We start from the raw sequence: 14,816 nt of genomic DNA, 5'->3' as shown, positions 1-14,816 counted from the left end.
GGCGCTCCCGGTACCCTTACTCCGCCGCCTCCAGGGCGGGTGTCACGCCATCCGGGGTCTCGGCGCCCGCCCCCGCATCGTTCGCTTCGGAAGCCTCCTCGTCGGTCGGTGCCATCGTTTGCTGGAGCGCCTTCAGCGCATCGCCGAGGAAGGGGCTCCAGGCGCGTTCCCGCTGCGCCTCGTACCAGAGAACGCACTGTTCATCGTCGATCGCCAGTTCCGCGCGGGCGAGGGCGATCAGGAGGACGTCGAGGGCCTGCTTGGCCTGATCGCCGTGCGGCAGGTTCAACAGCGGGCCGTAGAGCGTCTGGAAGAACGCGTGCTCGCGATTGATCATCACGGCGACCTGGACCCCGTTGTGCCATTCCGGCTTGTAGAAGGGGCCGCGGGGCTCGTCGTAGAAGTCGACGACGTAGGGGCGACGTTTGGCTTCGTCCTCAAGCGCCTTCTGGGCCTGGTCGAGCGATAGTTGGTCGACCTTTACCCGACGCTTGGTTTCCTTGTCGAACGCCTCGCGGGCGGCCGCCTTCGACCGATCGGCGACCTTGGTCTTCTGGCCGCTGATGCTGTCGGCGGTGGCGGCTGCGGTTTCCGCTTCCGTCGGCGCCTCGCTTTTCGCGGCGATGGCCTTGGTCCGGTTCTTCCGCTCCTCGGCCCGGGTCATCCGTTGCCAGGCCTGTTCACGACCGAGTTGCTTGTCGATCCCTTCCGCCGCCAGGATCCGCCATAGATCCTGAATGGGCCGGACGGTCTGCTTGTCGTTGGTGATGCCGAAAACCTCGTCGAGGGCCGGATCGAAACGGACTTCGACGCCCCAGTGGTAGGCGTATGACTGCAGCAGCGGCCAGTCGCCTAGGCCCTTGGCCTCGTCCTTCAGGACCTTGGGGAAGACGTCGACCGTCTCGATTTCACGCCCGGCGCGCACGAAGGCCATGCCCCGGCGCGTCTTGCGGATTTCGAAGCGGCGGTTGGCGGGCTGGTCGGCCTTCTTGCCGCCGTTCTCGGCGAAACCGTACGGGAAACGCGCGATCCTGACATAGATGGCGCCGGCCGCCTCGATGCTGGCGTCGGTTCCGTCCAGTTCGCTGGAGTCCTCGACCTTCTTGAGCACGAGTTGGCCGGTATCCGGATCACGGGCGTACTTGACCGCGATGTTCCAGTCCGCGGTCATCTGGGCGCCCCCCTTGGCCTCATCGACGAAATACCGCGCACCCGGCGTCAGGAAGAGCGGATCGACGGCTTCGACCTTGGTGTTCTCCACATAGAGTTCGACCTTCGGCAGCATGTAGCGATAGGTCACGCCGAAATCGTCGACCAGGTGCTCGCGCATCACCGCCGGCGTCCGGTAGGTGATCCGGTCCGGGTTGACCCAGACGACCACGGTCCCGTGCTCGAAGGCGATGCCCTTCTTGTCCAGATAGGTCTGGACGAAGGCCGGCAGGGTGCTTTCGACGGGCTCCTGGATGCGTTGCAGGCCGTGCTCCTTCACCTCGCGAGCGTCGAGCCAGGCCTTGGTGATGACGCCCGCGTCGGCGGTCTTCGTGTAGACTTCGACCAGCCGCGTCTGGTTGATGGAGGCGTTGGGCAGGCCGAAGCCGAACTTGCCGATGAAGCCGGGATCGTCGAAGTGCGTGCCCGAGCCCCAGGACAGGGCGTACTGGGCCATTTTCGGGATCATGCCGGAGCCGTTGTCGATGAACGCCACCGCGCTGATCGACTCGGCGCGCTGGTGCGCTTTCAACTGCTTCGGGCGCTCGAAACAGACATCGATGCGGGTCGCGCCGGCCTCGATCGCGTTGTCGATGATCTCGCGGGCGGCGGCCGCGGTGTTGCGGTAACCGCTGCGGCGCTGGGATTCGAGCGCCTGGGCCGCGTTGAACAGCGGAAAGCTGAAATCGTCGGGCAGCCGGTCGAGATACTTCTGCTGGCGTTCAACTTCGGTGAGCAGGCGGTCGCTGGTGTCGGTCGTGATGGTCATGTCATCCTCCTTGATCGCGGCTCCTGGCCGCTGGTGACATCTCCACTAAGGCCAACATCGCGCACCCGATGTGCGGGGATCGGCAAATAAAGTTGCGAACGGCCGTCCGCGCGGGGTCAGGCGACCGCCTCAGCTCGGACAGCGATCCAGTCGCGAACCGCGAACAGGAAGTCGCTGTGGGTGAGTTCGTCCAGCGGATCGAGCCGACGGGCGTCCAGCAAGGCGCCGACCTCGGCCTGGAAAAGTCGATAGTCTGCCTGCATCGCCGCGACGCCGGGCAACGGAGCCGCATTGTGGGGCCGGTGTTCGGACAGCCAATTGCGGACGCAACGGATGGCCTGGTCCGGATCGTTGCGATGGACCTCGATATCCTGACCGCTGATATCGGACAGCACCGCATCATAGCGGTGCGGTTCGGCTTCGAGGATCAGGGCGCGCTTGCGGCGATGGCGACCCTCGCCAAGCAGGCGGGCGCCGAGGTGCAATCCAAGTTCCATCGGCATGTTGAAGCGAGGGATGCCGGCGGCGTCGACCTCGATCCGAGAGAGGTCGTGAATGCCCCAGTCGCACTCCCCGATCATGGTCGCGATTTTGCCGACCCGCATTTCGGCACCGTCGGTGGCGTCGAGCGCGCATCTTGGGTGGTAGCCCGACGAGATGATGGTGAAGACCATCGCACGCAGTAGCGGCTTGAAGCCGTCGTCAAACGGGCAGTTGATGAATACGGCCTTGGCGGCGGATGGTTTAGGCGTGCGCCGGTTCGCCACGCGTCTGCTCGGACTTGGTCCGCAACGCGTCCCGGATGGCCTTGGCGGTCGCGGAGCGCTTGCCGCTTATCGGCGCGATCTTGATCCCGCGATACACGACGGTGCGCTCGGACCTGTCCGAGTCGCGCGATAGTTCCGCCTTTTTCGCCTGCGTCGTCATGCTGGGACGATGCGCCCAGGAGCATGAAAAATCAATCGCCCGCTGGTGACGCCAGGCCCCGATGCAGCGCGGTCTACGCGGGGGAGAGCAGTGCTCCGGCCTACACTGTCGCAGGAACGGATAGAGAAGGATAGGAGAACTTGGGTGCACCAACCGTGCACCGCGCATCTCCTAAGGGGTTGATATATAATCTAAATCACTACAATCCATCATGGGTGCGGCGGACAGGCGGCGGTGCTCCTTCAGGGAATCCACGAGCGGGCTCATGGCGCGCACATAGTCCGAACGGGGTGAAAAATCACGCCTCGACCCGTCGCCGGCTCAGTAGGCGAAGTCGCGATACACCCGGCTGACGTCGCCCTTCCACTCACCGTGATACAGGTCCAGCAGCCTCTCGGCCGGGGTCACGCCACTGTCGGCGATGTCTTCCAGCTCGGCCAGATAGCCGCGCTCGTCGACCATGCCGCCGCTGAAGCGCGCCCGGTTCTTCAGTCCCTGCCGGGCGATGGCGACCATATCGACGGCAACGTCTCGCACCGACCGCCCCGCCACCTCGGCCCTCAGGCCCAGCCGGGTCACGTCGCGCCGCAGCCGCTCGTGATCGGCGATGTCCCAGTCCTTGCACAGGTCCCAGGCGGCGGCGAGCGACGGCGCGTCGTAGAAGATGCCGGTCCACAGGGCGGGCAGGGCGCAGATGCGGCTCCACGGCCCGCCGTCGGCACCGCGCATCTCCAGATACTGTTTCAGCCGCACCTCCGGGAACAGGGTCGTCAGATGGTCGGCCCAGTCCTTCATCGTCGGCCGTTCGCCGGGCAGGGCGGGCAGGCGACCCTCGAGGAAGTCGCGGAACGACTGGCCCGAGGCGTCGATGTAGCGGTCGCCGCGCTTGGCGAAATACATCGGCACGTCCAGCGCATAGTTGACGTAGGTCTCGAACCCGAACCCGTCCTCGAACACGAACCCCAGCATGCCGGTCCGGTCCGGATCAGTGTCGGTCCAGACGTTGGCGCGCGCCGACAGGAAGCCGTTCGTTCGCCCCTCTGTGAAGGGTGAACAGGCGAACAGGGCCGTGGCGATGGGCTGGAGCGCCAGTGAGGTCCGGAACTTGGCCACCATGTCGGCCTCGGTGTCGAAATCCAGGTTGGCCTGGATGGTGCAGGTGCGCAGCATCATGTCCAGGCCCAGCCCGCCGACCCTGGGCATATAGGACCGCATGATGTCGTAGCGGCCCTTGGGCATGACCGGAACGTCCTCGCGCGCCCACATCGGATCGAACCCCACGCCAAGAAAGCCGAGGTTCAGTTCGTCGGCCACCATCTTGACCTCGACCAGGTGCTGGCCGGTCTCCGAACAGATGTCGTGGATGTCCTTCAGCGGCGCGCCGGACAGCTCGAACTGACCCCCGGGCTCCAGGCTGATGGAGGCGGTGAACCCCTCCGAGTTCTTGCGCTCCAGGGCGATGATGTGGCCCGCCTCCTCCACGGGCGACCAGCCGAACCGCTGCAGGCCCGTCAGCATGGCGTGGATGCCGTTCGGATCGGCATAGGCCGGACGCCGCAGGGTCGATTTGTCGAAGCCGAACTTCTCGTGCTCGGCCCCGACGCGCCATTGATCCTTGGGTTTCATCCCCTTCGACAGGGCCCCCACCAGATCATCGAACGTCAGCGGCGCGGTCTCGGTCATGGGAAGCCTTGCGGGTGTCGCGGCTAGATGGGCGGGAATGGAGTGGGCGGCAAGAGGGCAGGGTCGTGGCCTACCGCTCGCGCCGCGGGCGCTCGCTGCTTGAGGCCCTACCGCTCCCAATCCCCCACGGCCGCCTGCCACAGGGTAAGGGCGGCGATGGCGGCCGTGTCGGCCCTCAGAATGCGCGGCCCCAGCGACACGGCGGTGGTGAACGGCAGGGCCCTCAGCCGTTCGCGCTCCTCGGGCGAAAACCCGCCTTCCGGCCCGATCAGAATGGCCCACGGCCCGGCCACGGTGACGGCGGTCGCGACCGGAGCCCCCCCCGTCTCGTCACAGAACATCAGCCTCCGCCCGGCCTCCCAGCCGTCCAGCATGGCCGTCAGCTTCTCCGGATCGTCGACGACGGGCACGTCCAGCCGCCCGGTCTGCTCGGCAGCCTCGATGGCGATGGCGTCGAGGCGATCCAGCCGGACGTGCTCCACATTGGTCCGCTGCGTGACGACCAGCCGCACCCGTTTCGCGCCCAGCTCGGCCGCCTTCTCCACGATCGTCTCGACCCGCGCCTTCTTCACCACCGCGACGATCAGTTCCAGATCGGGGCCGAACGTCTGGGGCCGCACCGGCTCCTCGGCCCGCAGCACCACGCCCTTCTTCAGCACCTCGGCGATGACGCAGCGCCATTCGCCATCGGTGCCGTTGAACACCAGCAGCGCATCGCCCGCCTTCAGCCGCATGACCTGGGTCAGATAGCGCGACTGATCCAGCGTCGGCGCGAGCGCCGCGCCGGCCGACAGCGGTTGGGGGACGTGGAGGCGGATCATCGGGCGTAGTGATAGCGGCACTGGGCGATCAGCAGATTGTCATCTAAGACGCGATAGATCAGCCGGTGCTCCTGATCGATCCGGCGCGACCACCACCCGGCGAACTCGCCCTTGAGCGGCTCCGGCTTGCCCGTTCCGGTGAAGGGCGTCCGCTGGCATTCGCGGATCAAGCCGTTGAGCTTTTTCAGCAGCTTTCGGTCTTGCGTCTGCCAATGAAGATAGTCTTCCCAGCCGTAAGCCTGGAAGGTGATCTTCATTCGATCAGGTCTCGGGCCTGTCCCTTTCCGGCGTCCAACTCAGCAATCGCTTCGCGCAGGCGAGCGGCATTGGCCGGGCTGCGGAGGAGATACTCCGTCTCCTGCCAGGAAGCGAAGTCCTCGAGCGACATCAGCACGGCGGCGGGCTTGCCCCCCTCCCGCGTGATGATCGTGTAGTCATGGTCCGCCGTCACCCGGTCCACAGCGGCGGCCAGGTTCTTGCGCAGTTCGCTGATCGACATCGCGTTCATGGCGGCTATGTACGCGATTGCGTACAAAACATCAACGGTTCCTACAGCGACCGCGCGATCAGCAGCTTCATGATCTCGTTGGTCCCGCCATAGATGCGCTGGACGCGGGCGTCCTTGTACAGCTGGGCGATCGGATATTCGTTCATGTAACCGTAGCCGCCGTGCAGCTGCAGCATCTCGTCGATGGTCTCGCCCTGGATGTCGGTGACCCAGTATTTGGCCATCGAGGCTGTCACCGCGTCCAGCTGCCCCTTCAGGTGAAGGCCGATGCAATGGTCGACGAAGACGCGGGCGACGGTCAGCTTGGTCTTGACCTCGGCCAGCTTGAACTGGGTGTTCTGGAAGTCGAGGATCCGCTTGCCGAAGGCCTTGCGTCCCTTGACGTATTCCAGGGTCTCGTGAAGGCCGCGCTCGGCCGCGGCCACGCCCTGGACGGCGATGTTCAGACGCTCCTGCGGCAGTTGCTGCATCAGCTGGATGAAGCCCAGGCCTTCGCCGCCGCCGATGATGTTCTCGCCCGGCACCTTCACGTCGTTGAAGAAGAGCTCGGAGGTGTCGTTGCCCTCCATCCCGATCTTGTGCAGGTTCCGCCCGCGCTCGAAGCCTTCCGCTCCATCGGTCTCGACCACGATCAGGCTGGTGCCCTTCGCCCCCTCGGCCGGGTCGGTCTTGGCCACCACGATGATGAAGTTGGCCAGCTGTCCGTTGGTGATGAACGTCTTCGAACCATTCAGAACATACCCGTTGCCCTGTTTGATGGCGGTGGTCTTGATCCCTTGCAGGTCACTGCCCGCGCCCGGCTCGGTCATGGCGATGGCGCCGACCAGTTCGCCGGTCAGCAGGCGGGGCAGCCAGCGCTGCTTCTGCTCCTCGGTGCCATAGTGCCAGATGTAGGGGGCGACGATGGCGTTGTGCAGGCTGATCCCGAAATGGTCCGCGCCCTTCCAGCCCAGCTGACGCATCAAGACGACCTCGTGGCGATAGTCCCCGCCCATGCCGCCGTCTTCCTCGGGCATGGACAGACCCATCAGTCCCGCCTCGCCGGCCTTGGTCCACAGGTCGCGCGGCACCGAGGAGTTGGCGATCCACGACTGCACGGCCTCGGGCGGCGCGTGCTCGTCGATCCATTTTCCGACGGAGTCGGAAAACAGGACGATCTCCTCGTCCTGCATGAAGTCGGGTTCGGGAACGGACAGGGGGTTCATGGGCTTCGCTCGATCATCTCCCTCCCCCCGAGGGGGAGGGTGGCCGCGCAGCGGCCGGGTGGGGGCGGCAGGGTGAAGCGGACGACGGCCGTGGGAATCAGCCTGGCCGTCCCCACCCGGTCTCCGCTTCGCTTCGACCACCCTCCCCCGAGGGGGAGGGAGAGGTCAGGGGGTCGTCAGAACGCCTCGGCCGGCATGGCCATCAGGACGTCCGCGCCGGTCTTCATCTTGACCAGGTGCCCGTGCGTATCGGGCAGGATGCGCTCCAGGAAATACCGGCCGGTCTGCAGCTTGGCGACATAGAAGGGATCGTCCGACCCGGCGTCGATCTTCGCCTGCGCCGCCTTGGCCATCTGGGCCCAGAGGTAGGCCAGGGCCGTCAGGCCGAACAGGTGCAGATAGTCGGTCGAGGCTGCGGCGGCGTTGTCGGGGTTCTGCATGCCGTTCTGCATCAGCCACATCGTGCCTTCCTGCAGCTTCTTCTTGGCGTCGGCCAGGCCCTCGACATAGGGCTTGATCGGGCCTTCCGCGCCGTTCTCGGCCACGAAGGCGTCGATGTCGGCGAACCAGCTCATGATCGCCCGGCCGCCGTTCCCCGGCAGCTTGCGCCCCACCAGATCCAGCGCCTGGATGCCGTTGGTGCCCTCGTAGATCATGGTGATCCGCGCATCGCGCAAATACTGCGACGCCTGGAAATGCTCGGTGTAGCCCGACCCGCCGTGGACCTGCATGGCCAGGGACGCGACGTGGAAGCCCTTGTCGGTCAGATAGGCCTTCAGCACGGGCGTCAGCAGGCCCATGTAATCCTTGGCCTTCTGGGCCGTGGCCTCGTCGTCCGACTTCTCCAGGTCGGCCTGCAGCGCGGTCCACAGGATGAAGGCCTGTCCCCCTTCGACGAAGGCGCGGGCCTCCAGCAGCATCCGGCGCACGTCGGGGTGGACCAGGATCGAATCCGCCGGGCCGTCGGGGTTCTTGGGTCCGGTCAGGCTGCGGCCCTGCAGGCGGTCGTTGGCGAACTCGACGGCGGCCTGATAGGCGGCCGAGCCGATGGCCAGGCCCTGCAGTCCGGTGCCGAGGCGGGCCTCGTTCATGACCACGAACATGTTGTTCATGCCCCGGCCTTCCTCGCCGATCAGCCAGCCCTTTGCGCCCTCGTACTGCATCACGGCCGTGGCGTTGCCGTGGATGCCCATCTTGTGCTCCAGCCCGGTGCATTCCAGCGTGTTGCGCTCGCCCAGCGAGCCGTCCTCGTTGACCAGGTATTTGGGCACCAGGAACAGCGACAGGCCCTTGATGCCCGGCACCGCGCCCTCGACGCGCGCCAGCACGGTGTGGATGATGTTCTCGGAGAAGTCGTGCTCGCCGGCCGAGATCCAGATCTTCTGGCCGGTGATGGAATAGCTGCCGTCGCCGTTCGGCACGGCCTTGGTGCGGACCATGCCCAGGTCGGTGCCGCACTGGGGCTCGGTCAGGTTCATGGTGCCCGACCATTCACCCGTCGCCATCCTGGGCAGGTATTTGGCTTTCAGCTCCTCCGACGCGTTGGCGTGGATGCCCGCATAGGCCCCCGCCGTCAGGCCCGGATACATCGAGAACGCCGCCGAGGCGCCCGCCGTGAACTGCCCGAAGGCCGAGCCGACGATCGAGGGCATGCCCTGGCCGCCATAGGCCGGGTCGGCGGTCAGGGCGGGCCAGCCGGCCTCGACCATCGCCTGATAGGCCTCCTTCCAGCCCTTGGGCCCTGTGACCACCCCGCCCTCGGACCAGTGGCAGCCTTCCTTGTCGCCCGAATGGTTGATCGGGGCGATGACTTCCTCGGCGAACTTGGCGCCCTCCTCCAGGATCTGCTGGACGAGGTCGGACGACACGTCGGTGAAGCCCGGCTGGTTCGTATAGCGATCGATCTCCAGCACTTCGTTCAGAATGAAGGTCAGGTCGCGGACGGGCGCCTTGTAGGCCATGGGGTCAGGCTCTCAGCTTGAACGGATGATGATGGTGTTGGTCCAGGCGTTCGCGCAGCACCGAGGCGTATTCCTCGGCGCCGGGCAGCAGGTCGGGCCGCTGTTCGGACAGGCGCGCCTCCATGGCGGAGCAGGCCTCCTCGGCCATCTCGATGGCGGCGTCCAGGTCTTCGCGCTGCTGCTTCAGGGCCTCGATCTGGGCGCGGTGACGCCGCAGGGCGATGGCCATCTGATGGGTGTTGCCGTCGTTGCGGTCATACAGATCCAGCATCTCCTGGATCTCGGTAAGGGTGAAGCCGATGCGCCGGCCGCGCAGGATCAGCTTCAGCCGCGCCCGGTCGCGCGCGTCATAGACCCGCGTCTGGCCCTTGCGCGCGGGGGTCAGCAGCCCCTTGTCCTCATAGAATCTGAGGGCGCGCGCCGTCGCCCCGAACTCGCGGCAGAGCTGGCGGATCGAATAGGTGCGATGATCGTCGGCGGTCGCCATGACTCCTCATAACTTGACGCGGACGTAAAGGGAAGCTTTCAGCGCATCCTGGTCTTGAAGGGCCTCTCGGCAAAGCCGATAGGCGGGGCATGTCCCGCAAGCACGTCAACAAGGGCCTGGCCCCGAAGAAGGGCGACCTGCCGCAAAAGGTCTGCGTCGTCTGCGACCGGCCCTTCGCCTGGCGTGCCAGATGGGCCCGCGACTGGGACGCCATCACCACCTGCTCGGATCGGTGCAAGGGTCTGCGCCGTCGTCAGGCCTCGACGGCGGAACCTTCGGCGTGACAGGCTCGTTGCCGGACCATCGTCCGACGGATTCACGCCTGTGACCCTTTTTTCCCGCCGCCCCCGCATGATCGCCGTCGCTGCCGCGACCGGCGTCGCCGCCCTGGCCCTGGCGGGATGGAGTTTCGCGCCCCGCACCGACGCCGAGGGCCGTTCGCTCGGCCCGCGCATGGCCATCCGCCTGGTCGCGCCGAAGGAGCCCGAGATCACCCCGGGCGAGGTGCTGGAGGTCGGCACCCTGAACGACGGCTTCGACCGCGCCGTTCTGGATCGCGCGCCCGAGATCGACGACCCGACCTGGACGCCGCCGGACGCCTATGCCGGGCCTGACGACGGGTTCGGCGCGCTTCCGCGCATGCCGATGCCGCGCCCGGTCGCCATGGAGGATTTTCCTCCGCCGGCCCCTCCGCCGCCGTCCGGGCGCGATCCCCTGCGCGACGGGTCGCGCTGGTTCGGCCTGGACCGGATGCGCGACGCCATGGCCGACACCCGGGCCGATCGCCGCCAGCGCCGCGCCGAACGCGACGCCATGATCGCCCGGCGCGATTATGACGATCGCCCGCCCTGGGTCGATCGTCCCCCGCCGCGCGATCGCCATGACGACCGGCCCCGCTATGAAGAGCGTCCGCGTTACGACGAGCGGGACGAACCTGCGTCGCCGCCCTCGTCCGGCCCGCGCCCCTACTATTCCTCGGACGATCGCTACGGGCCTGAATAAGTCACAAGAATTACAGCGGGGTAATGCTGTCTTCGATTTAATCCACCTGTCCCGCTTGTAACTGGAGAAGACCGCGTCGCCTCGCCACACCTCGTTTCACAACGAGGGGAACCCCAGGCGATGACCAAGTCCATTCTGCTGGCCACCACGGCCATGATCTTCGGCGCGTCGGGGGCCTTGGCCCAGACCACGCCCGCTCCCGCGTCGCCGGACGCCTCTCCGCCCCAGTCTGCGGCCCAGACGCCCGTCCCGACCGGCCCGACGACCCAGACCCCCCTGATCGACGCCAGCCAGCAGGGCGTCCTGGTCTTCACCCCCGATTTCTTCGCCGACCAGCGGCCGAACACGGCGCTGGACATGGTGGGTCGCATCCCCGGCTTCTCGGTTCAGGACGGCGACGGCTCGCGCGGCTTCGAGGGCGCGGTCGGCAACATCCTGATCAACGGCTCGCGCCCGGCGTCCAAGAACGACACCGGGTCTTCCGTCCTGTCGCGCACCCTGGTCCCCCAGGTCGAGCGTATCGAGCTGATCCGGGGCGGGGCCCCCGGCATCGACATGCAGGGCTATTCCGTCGTGGTGAACGTCATCACCCGCACCCAGGCCTCGACCGAGCAGATCCTGACGGCCCAGGGCTTCTTCTTCGAGGGCGGCACGGACCGGGCCGCGGGCACCTATCAGTTCACCCGCCGCGAGGGCGAGCGCGTGTGGGGCTTCACCCTCTCGGACGGCGTCGCCATCAACGATTCCAACGGCGTGGGCCGGGTCGTCCGCCGCGACGCCAACGGCGTCGTCACCCGCGACGAGGGGTATTACGACGACCAGACCGGCGGGGGCCAGTCGATCCGCGGTAACTTCGCCGACGCCTTCCTGGGCGGCAAGATCGACCTGACCGCCCGCCTGGGCCAGAACGACTACAGCCAGTTCAGCCTTCAGGACGGGCCCGGCGTCCTGCGCGACAGCCGCTTTTCCGATGAGGGCACCAGCGGCGAGGTCGGCGCGGTCTTCACCCGCCCCGTGGGCACCGGCCTGACGTCGGAGACCCGCTTCATCCGCGAGTGGAACGATTTCGAGAACGCCTCGACCTTCGTCACCACGACCAACGGCACGGCGGGCCCGCTGCAGCGTTTCGCCTCCGAGGGCGAGGCCTCCGAGACCATCCTGCGCTCGCTGCTGCGCTGGGAGCGGTCGTCCTCGGTCACGCTCGAGGCCGGCGGCGAGGTCGCCTACAACATGCTGGAGATCGCCCAGCAACTGACCGACGGCGGCGTGGCCATCCCCCTGCCCAGCGACCAGATCAAGGTCGAGGAGACGCGAGGCGAGATCTTCGGCAAGGCGACCTGGCGCGTCCGCCCCAATCTGACCGTCGAGGGCGGCCTGCGCCTTGAGGCGTCGACCATCAGCCAGTCCGGCGACGCCGATCAGGAAAACAGCTTCTACTTCGCCAAGCCCCGCCTCCAGCTCACCTGGACCCCCCGGCCCCAGAACCAGCTCCGCCTTCGTTTCGAGCGCGAGCTGGGGCAGCTGGATTTCGGTGATTTCGCCGCCGGCGCCGACCTCGAGGACGAACAGTTGTTCGGCGGCAATGTCGACCTCGAGCCCGAGGAACGGTGGATCACCGAACTGACCTATGAGCGCCGCTTCCTGGGCGATGGCATCGTCTCCATCGGCTACCGCCATGACGAGATCATCGGCGTGATCGACCGCCTGCCCTTGCCGCGCGGCCTGTCGGCGGTCGGCAACATCGGCGACGGCACCCTGGATCAGCTGGCGGTCAACGTCGTCCTGCCGCTGGACGGGGTCGGTTTCTCCGGGGGCGAGTTCCGCTTCCGCAACACCTGGAACGACACCTCGGTAACCGATCCGACGACGGGTCGGGACCGTCCGATATCGGGTGTGCGCCCGTCCCAGCCGGCCTTCACCATCGCCCAGGACATCACCAGCTGGCGGATCAACTGGGCCGTGACCTATCTGGAGAGCCTGCGCCAGTTCAACTATGGCCCGGACCAGATCTCGGGCTTCTCCGGCAGCGACTATTTCGAGGCCAACATCGAATACAAGCCCACGCCGACCCTGGCCATCCGCGCCCAGGTCAACGTCTGGAACGATTTCCAGGCCGAACGCACGGTGTTCGCGGACCGCTCGACCGCCCGGCCGGTCGCCTTCACCGAACTACGCCCGACCGATCCCCGCACCTTCTGGCAGATCCGGCTGCGCAAGACCTTCTGACGCCGCGTCTCACCCCCGCGACAGCAGAAAGGCCCGGCGGATCGCTCCGCCGGGCCTTCTTTGTCTTCGCCGAGGCGTCGGGTCAGTGGACGCCCGCCATCCCCTTCTTGAGGACCGGCGACAGCACCAGCAGGACCACGCCGGTGCCGACCCCGATCCAGCCGATGGTGCCGAAGATCGAGCCATAGGTCTCCAGCGCCAGGGCCGGATTGGTCACCACGCCCGCGACGGTGTCGGTCGCCGTCGCCTTGGCGATCTGTCCGGCCACGATATGCGCCACCGAGCTGGACAGGAACCAGACCCCCATCATCAGCCCGACGACCCGGTCGACCGACAGCTTGGTGATCATCGACAGGCCCACGGGCGACAGGCACAGCTCACCGATCGTGTGCAGCAGATAGGTCAGGAACAGGAACAGCAGCGGCACCCGGAAGTCGACGCCGGCCTGGGTCGCCGCCGCCCACGACAGCAACAGGAAGCCCGCGCCGACGAAGGCCAGTCCGAACGAGAACTTGACCGGGGTCGAGGGCTCGATCCTGCGCTTGGCCATCCACACCCACAGGGCCGCCATCACGGGGCCCAGCACGACGATGATGCCGGGGTTGAAGAACTGGGTCTGACCCACGTTCAGCCAGCTGGGCATGGCCGTCGACTGGTCCGCGAACAGGGTCAGGGACGACCCGGCCTGTTCGAACAGGGCCCAGAACAGCACCGAGAAGAAGATCAGCACCTGGGCCACCAGCATCCGGGTGCGCTCGGCCCCCTCCAGCTTGATCAGGGTATAGCCCACGACCGCCGCGAAGATCACGCCCGCCAGGATCGGCAGGGAGGCCTCGATGAGGGCGTGGCGCTGCATCAGCAGCCACACGGGCAGGACGGCGATCAGGCCGCCGATCCAGAAGATCGCCTCGAACGGCAGGCCCAGGAACGAGCGCCGGGCCAGCAGTTCCGGCCTGGGCGGCGCGCCCCGGCCTTCCAGCCAGCTCTGGCCCAGGATGAAGGTCAACAGGCCCAGCAGCATGCCGATGCCCGCCAGGCCGAAGCCGTAGGCCCAGCCGTAGGCGATGCCCAGCCACGAGCACAGCAGGGTGGCCAGGACGGCTCCCAGGTTGATGCCGACGTAGAAGATGGTGAAGCCGCCGTCCCGACGCGGGTCGTTCTCGTCGTACAGGTGGCCGACGACGGTCGAAATGTTGGCCTTCAGAAAGCCGACGCCGACGATGATCAGCGACAGGGCCAGGAACAGCACCGGCTCCGCCGACAGGTCGCGCTGGATTCGCGTCGTATAGCCGTCCGCCGCGACGGTCAGCGGAAAGCCCGCCGCCGTGGCGATCTGGCCGCCGGAGCCGGCGGGCTGCCCGCCGATGTCGACGACATTGACGCCTTCCGGCGAGATGGAAATGGGCACCCGGCCACCGTCCGTGACGGCGTAGAGCTGGCGATCGGTGTCGCGGCCCTCGACCTCGATGGCGTATTCGGTGCCGCCGACAGTCAGGAACTCACGCCCCCCATTGCCCTCGAAGGCCATGGTGAAGTGTCCCGCGACCAGCAGGACCGCCCCGATGATCACGGCCTTCCTCGATCCCAGGTATTTGTCGGCCAGTAGCCCGCCGACCACCGGCATCAGGTAAACGAGGGCGGCATAGGCGGCATAGATGCCCTGCGCCTCGGCCGGTCCGAACAGGAAATGCTGCGTCAGATACAGGACCAGCAGCGCCCGCATCCCGTAGTAGGAGAACCGCTCCCACATCTCGGTCAGGAACAGGATCACCAGCCCGCGCGGGTGTCCCAGAAACGTCTTGCGGGGCGCCATGGCGCCTCCCCCGTCCGTCGCACTCAACGGCTCACTCCCTCAGTCCGCGCCGGATCGGCGCCCAATCGGCGGCATAAGCAGCACGGCGGGCAAGGCCCGACAAGTCTTATGGTAATCGAACCGTCACGGAGCGGCGGTGAACGCCCGCTGAACCGGCGGCCTGGTCATTGGGGTTGGCGGTAACATCTCAACCCACGCCGTCATC

At 66.9% G+C, this 14,816-nt stretch carries 13 protein-coding genes; 3 read left to right on the top strand and 10 right to left on the bottom strand.

Annotation, left to right across the window (positions count from 1 at the left end; genetic code table 11):
• Positions 1-16: 16 nt before the first annotated feature.
• The 9 genes from ABN401_RS07695 to ABN401_RS07655 form a co-directional block, all read right to left on the bottom strand.
• Positions 17-1,978, bottom strand: coding sequence for an ATP-binding protein (locus ABN401_RS07695; RefSeq protein ID WP_349684255.1), 1,962 nt, complete (start codon positions 1,976-1,978; stop codon positions 17-19).
• Positions 1,979-2,094: 116 nt separating this feature from the next.
• Positions 2,095-2,745 (bottom strand): hypothetical protein, encoded by a 651-nt coding sequence (locus tag ABN401_RS07690; protein ID WP_349684254.1) that lies wholly within the window; start codon positions 2,743-2,745, stop codon positions 2,095-2,097.
• Positions 2,746-3,226: 481 nt separating this feature from the next.
• A complete protein-coding gene (locus tag ABN401_RS07685; RefSeq protein WP_349684253.1) occupies positions 3,227-4,588 on the bottom strand; it encodes a glutamate--cysteine ligase in 1,362 nt (453 codons plus the stop codon).
• A 107-nt stretch (positions 4,589-4,695) separates the two neighbouring features.
• Entirely contained in the window at positions 4,696-5,409 is a 714-nt protein-coding gene (locus ABN401_RS07680) for a 16S rRNA (uracil(1498)-N(3))-methyltransferase (protein ID WP_349684252.1), read from the bottom strand.
• Complete coding sequence (locus tag ABN401_RS07675; protein WP_349684251.1) at positions 5,406-5,666, bottom strand: Txe/YoeB family addiction module toxin; 261 nt, start codon at positions 5,664-5,666, stop codon at positions 5,406-5,408. Before ABN401_RS07675 ends, ABN401_RS07680 begins: the two co-directional genes overlap by 4 nt.
• The gene (locus ABN401_RS07670) at positions 5,663-5,917 is read right to left on the bottom strand and encodes a type II toxin-antitoxin system Phd/YefM family antitoxin (RefSeq protein ID WP_349684250.1); all 255 of its coding nucleotides are present in this window, start codon (positions 5,915-5,917) and stop codon (positions 5,663-5,665) included. The genes ABN401_RS07675 and ABN401_RS07670 overlap by 4 nt, the downstream gene beginning before the upstream one ends.
• 41 nt (positions 5,918-5,958) lie before the next feature.
• Entirely contained in the window at positions 5,959-7,122 is a 1,164-nt protein-coding gene (locus ABN401_RS07665) for an acyl-CoA dehydrogenase family protein (RefSeq protein WP_349684249.1), read from the bottom strand.
• 176 nt (positions 7,123-7,298) lie between these two features.
• Positions 7,299-9,083 (bottom strand): acyl-CoA dehydrogenase C-terminal domain-containing protein, encoded by a 1,785-nt coding sequence (locus ABN401_RS07660; protein ID WP_349684248.1) that lies wholly within the window; start codon positions 9,081-9,083, stop codon positions 7,299-7,301.
• A 4-nt stretch (positions 9,084-9,087) separates the two neighbouring features.
• Positions 9,088-9,570 (bottom strand): MerR family transcriptional regulator, encoded by a 483-nt coding sequence (locus ABN401_RS07655; RefSeq protein ID WP_349684247.1) that lies wholly within the window; start codon positions 9,568-9,570, stop codon positions 9,088-9,090.
• 89 nt (positions 9,571-9,659) lie between these two features.
• On the opposite strand from ABN401_RS07655, the gene ABN401_RS07650 reads away from it, so the two are divergent.
• From ABN401_RS07650 to ABN401_RS07640, 3 genes are all read left to right on the top strand, one after another.
• Positions 9,660-9,854 carry a DUF2256 domain-containing protein gene (locus ABN401_RS07650; protein WP_349684246.1) on the top strand — a complete coding sequence of 65 codons (195 nt, stop codon included), beginning with the start codon at positions 9,660-9,662 and terminating at the stop codon, positions 9,852-9,854.
• A 40-nt stretch (positions 9,855-9,894) separates the two neighbouring features.
• Positions 9,895-10,572: a hypothetical protein gene (locus tag ABN401_RS07645; RefSeq protein WP_349684245.1), complete on the top strand. Its 678-nt coding sequence runs from the start codon at positions 9,895-9,897 to the stop codon at positions 10,570-10,572.
• A 120-nt stretch (positions 10,573-10,692) separates the two neighbouring features.
• On the top strand, positions 10,693-12,798 hold the full coding sequence (locus ABN401_RS07640; RefSeq protein ID WP_349684244.1) for a TonB-dependent receptor plug domain-containing protein: 2,106 nt from the start codon (positions 10,693-10,695) through the stop codon (positions 12,796-12,798).
• Positions 12,799-12,880: 82 nt separating this feature from the next.
• On the opposite strand, the gene ABN401_RS07635 is transcribed toward ABN401_RS07640, so the two are convergent.
• Entirely contained in the window at positions 12,881-14,611 is a 1,731-nt protein-coding gene (locus ABN401_RS07635) for a peptide MFS transporter (RefSeq protein WP_349684243.1), read from the bottom strand.
• Positions 14,612-14,816: the final 205 nt, after the last annotated feature.

The sequence above is a fragment of the Brevundimonas aurifodinae genome (assembly GCF_040195595.1).
Classification (GTDB): domain Bacteria; phylum Pseudomonadota; class Alphaproteobacteria; order Caulobacterales; family Caulobacteraceae; genus Brevundimonas; species Brevundimonas aurifodinae.
The sequence above is the reverse complement of the archived record's forward strand: the minus strand, read 5'-3'. Positions and strand labels throughout refer to the sequence as shown.

Excerpts from the sequence above, each read along its gene's own strand:
- ABN401_RS07685 (WP_349684253.1), bottom strand. The coding sequence starts at position 4,588 with ATGACCGAGACCGCGCCGCTGACGTTCGATGATCTGGTGGGGGCCCTG.
- ABN401_RS07635 (WP_349684243.1), bottom strand. The coding sequence starts at position 14,611 with ATGGCGCCCCGCAAGACGTTTCTGGGACACCCGCGCGGGCTGGTGATC.
- ABN401_RS07650 (WP_349684246.1), top strand. The coding sequence starts at position 9,660 with ATGTCCCGCAAGCACGTCAACAAGGGCCTGGCCCCGAAGAAGGGCGAC.
- ABN401_RS07680 (WP_349684252.1), bottom strand. The coding sequence starts at position 5,409 with ATGATCCGCCTCCACGTCCCCCAACCGCTGTCGGCCGGCGCGGCGCTC.
- ABN401_RS07660 (WP_349684248.1), bottom strand. The coding sequence starts at position 9,083 with ATGGCCTACAAGGCGCCCGTCCGCGACCTGACCTTCATTCTGAACGAA.
- ABN401_RS07655 (WP_349684247.1), bottom strand. The coding sequence starts at position 9,570 with ATGGCGACCGCCGACGATCATCGCACCTATTCGATCCGCCAGCTCTGC.
- ABN401_RS07640 (WP_349684244.1), top strand. The coding sequence starts at position 10,693 with ATGACCAAGTCCATTCTGCTGGCCACCACGGCCATGATCTTCGGCGCG.
- ABN401_RS07675 (WP_349684251.1), bottom strand. The coding sequence starts at position 5,666 with ATGAAGATCACCTTCCAGGCTTACGGCTGGGAAGACTATCTTCATTGG.
- ABN401_RS07665 (WP_349684249.1), bottom strand. The coding sequence starts at position 7,122 with ATGAACCCCCTGTCCGTTCCCGAACCCGACTTCATGCAGGACGAGGAG.
- ABN401_RS07670 (WP_349684250.1), bottom strand. The coding sequence starts at position 5,917 with ATGAACGCGATGTCGATCAGCGAACTGCGCAAGAACCTGGCCGCCGCT.
- ABN401_RS07695 (WP_349684255.1), bottom strand. The coding sequence starts at position 1,978 with ATGACCATCACGACCGACACCAGCGACCGCCTGCTCACCGAAGTTGAA.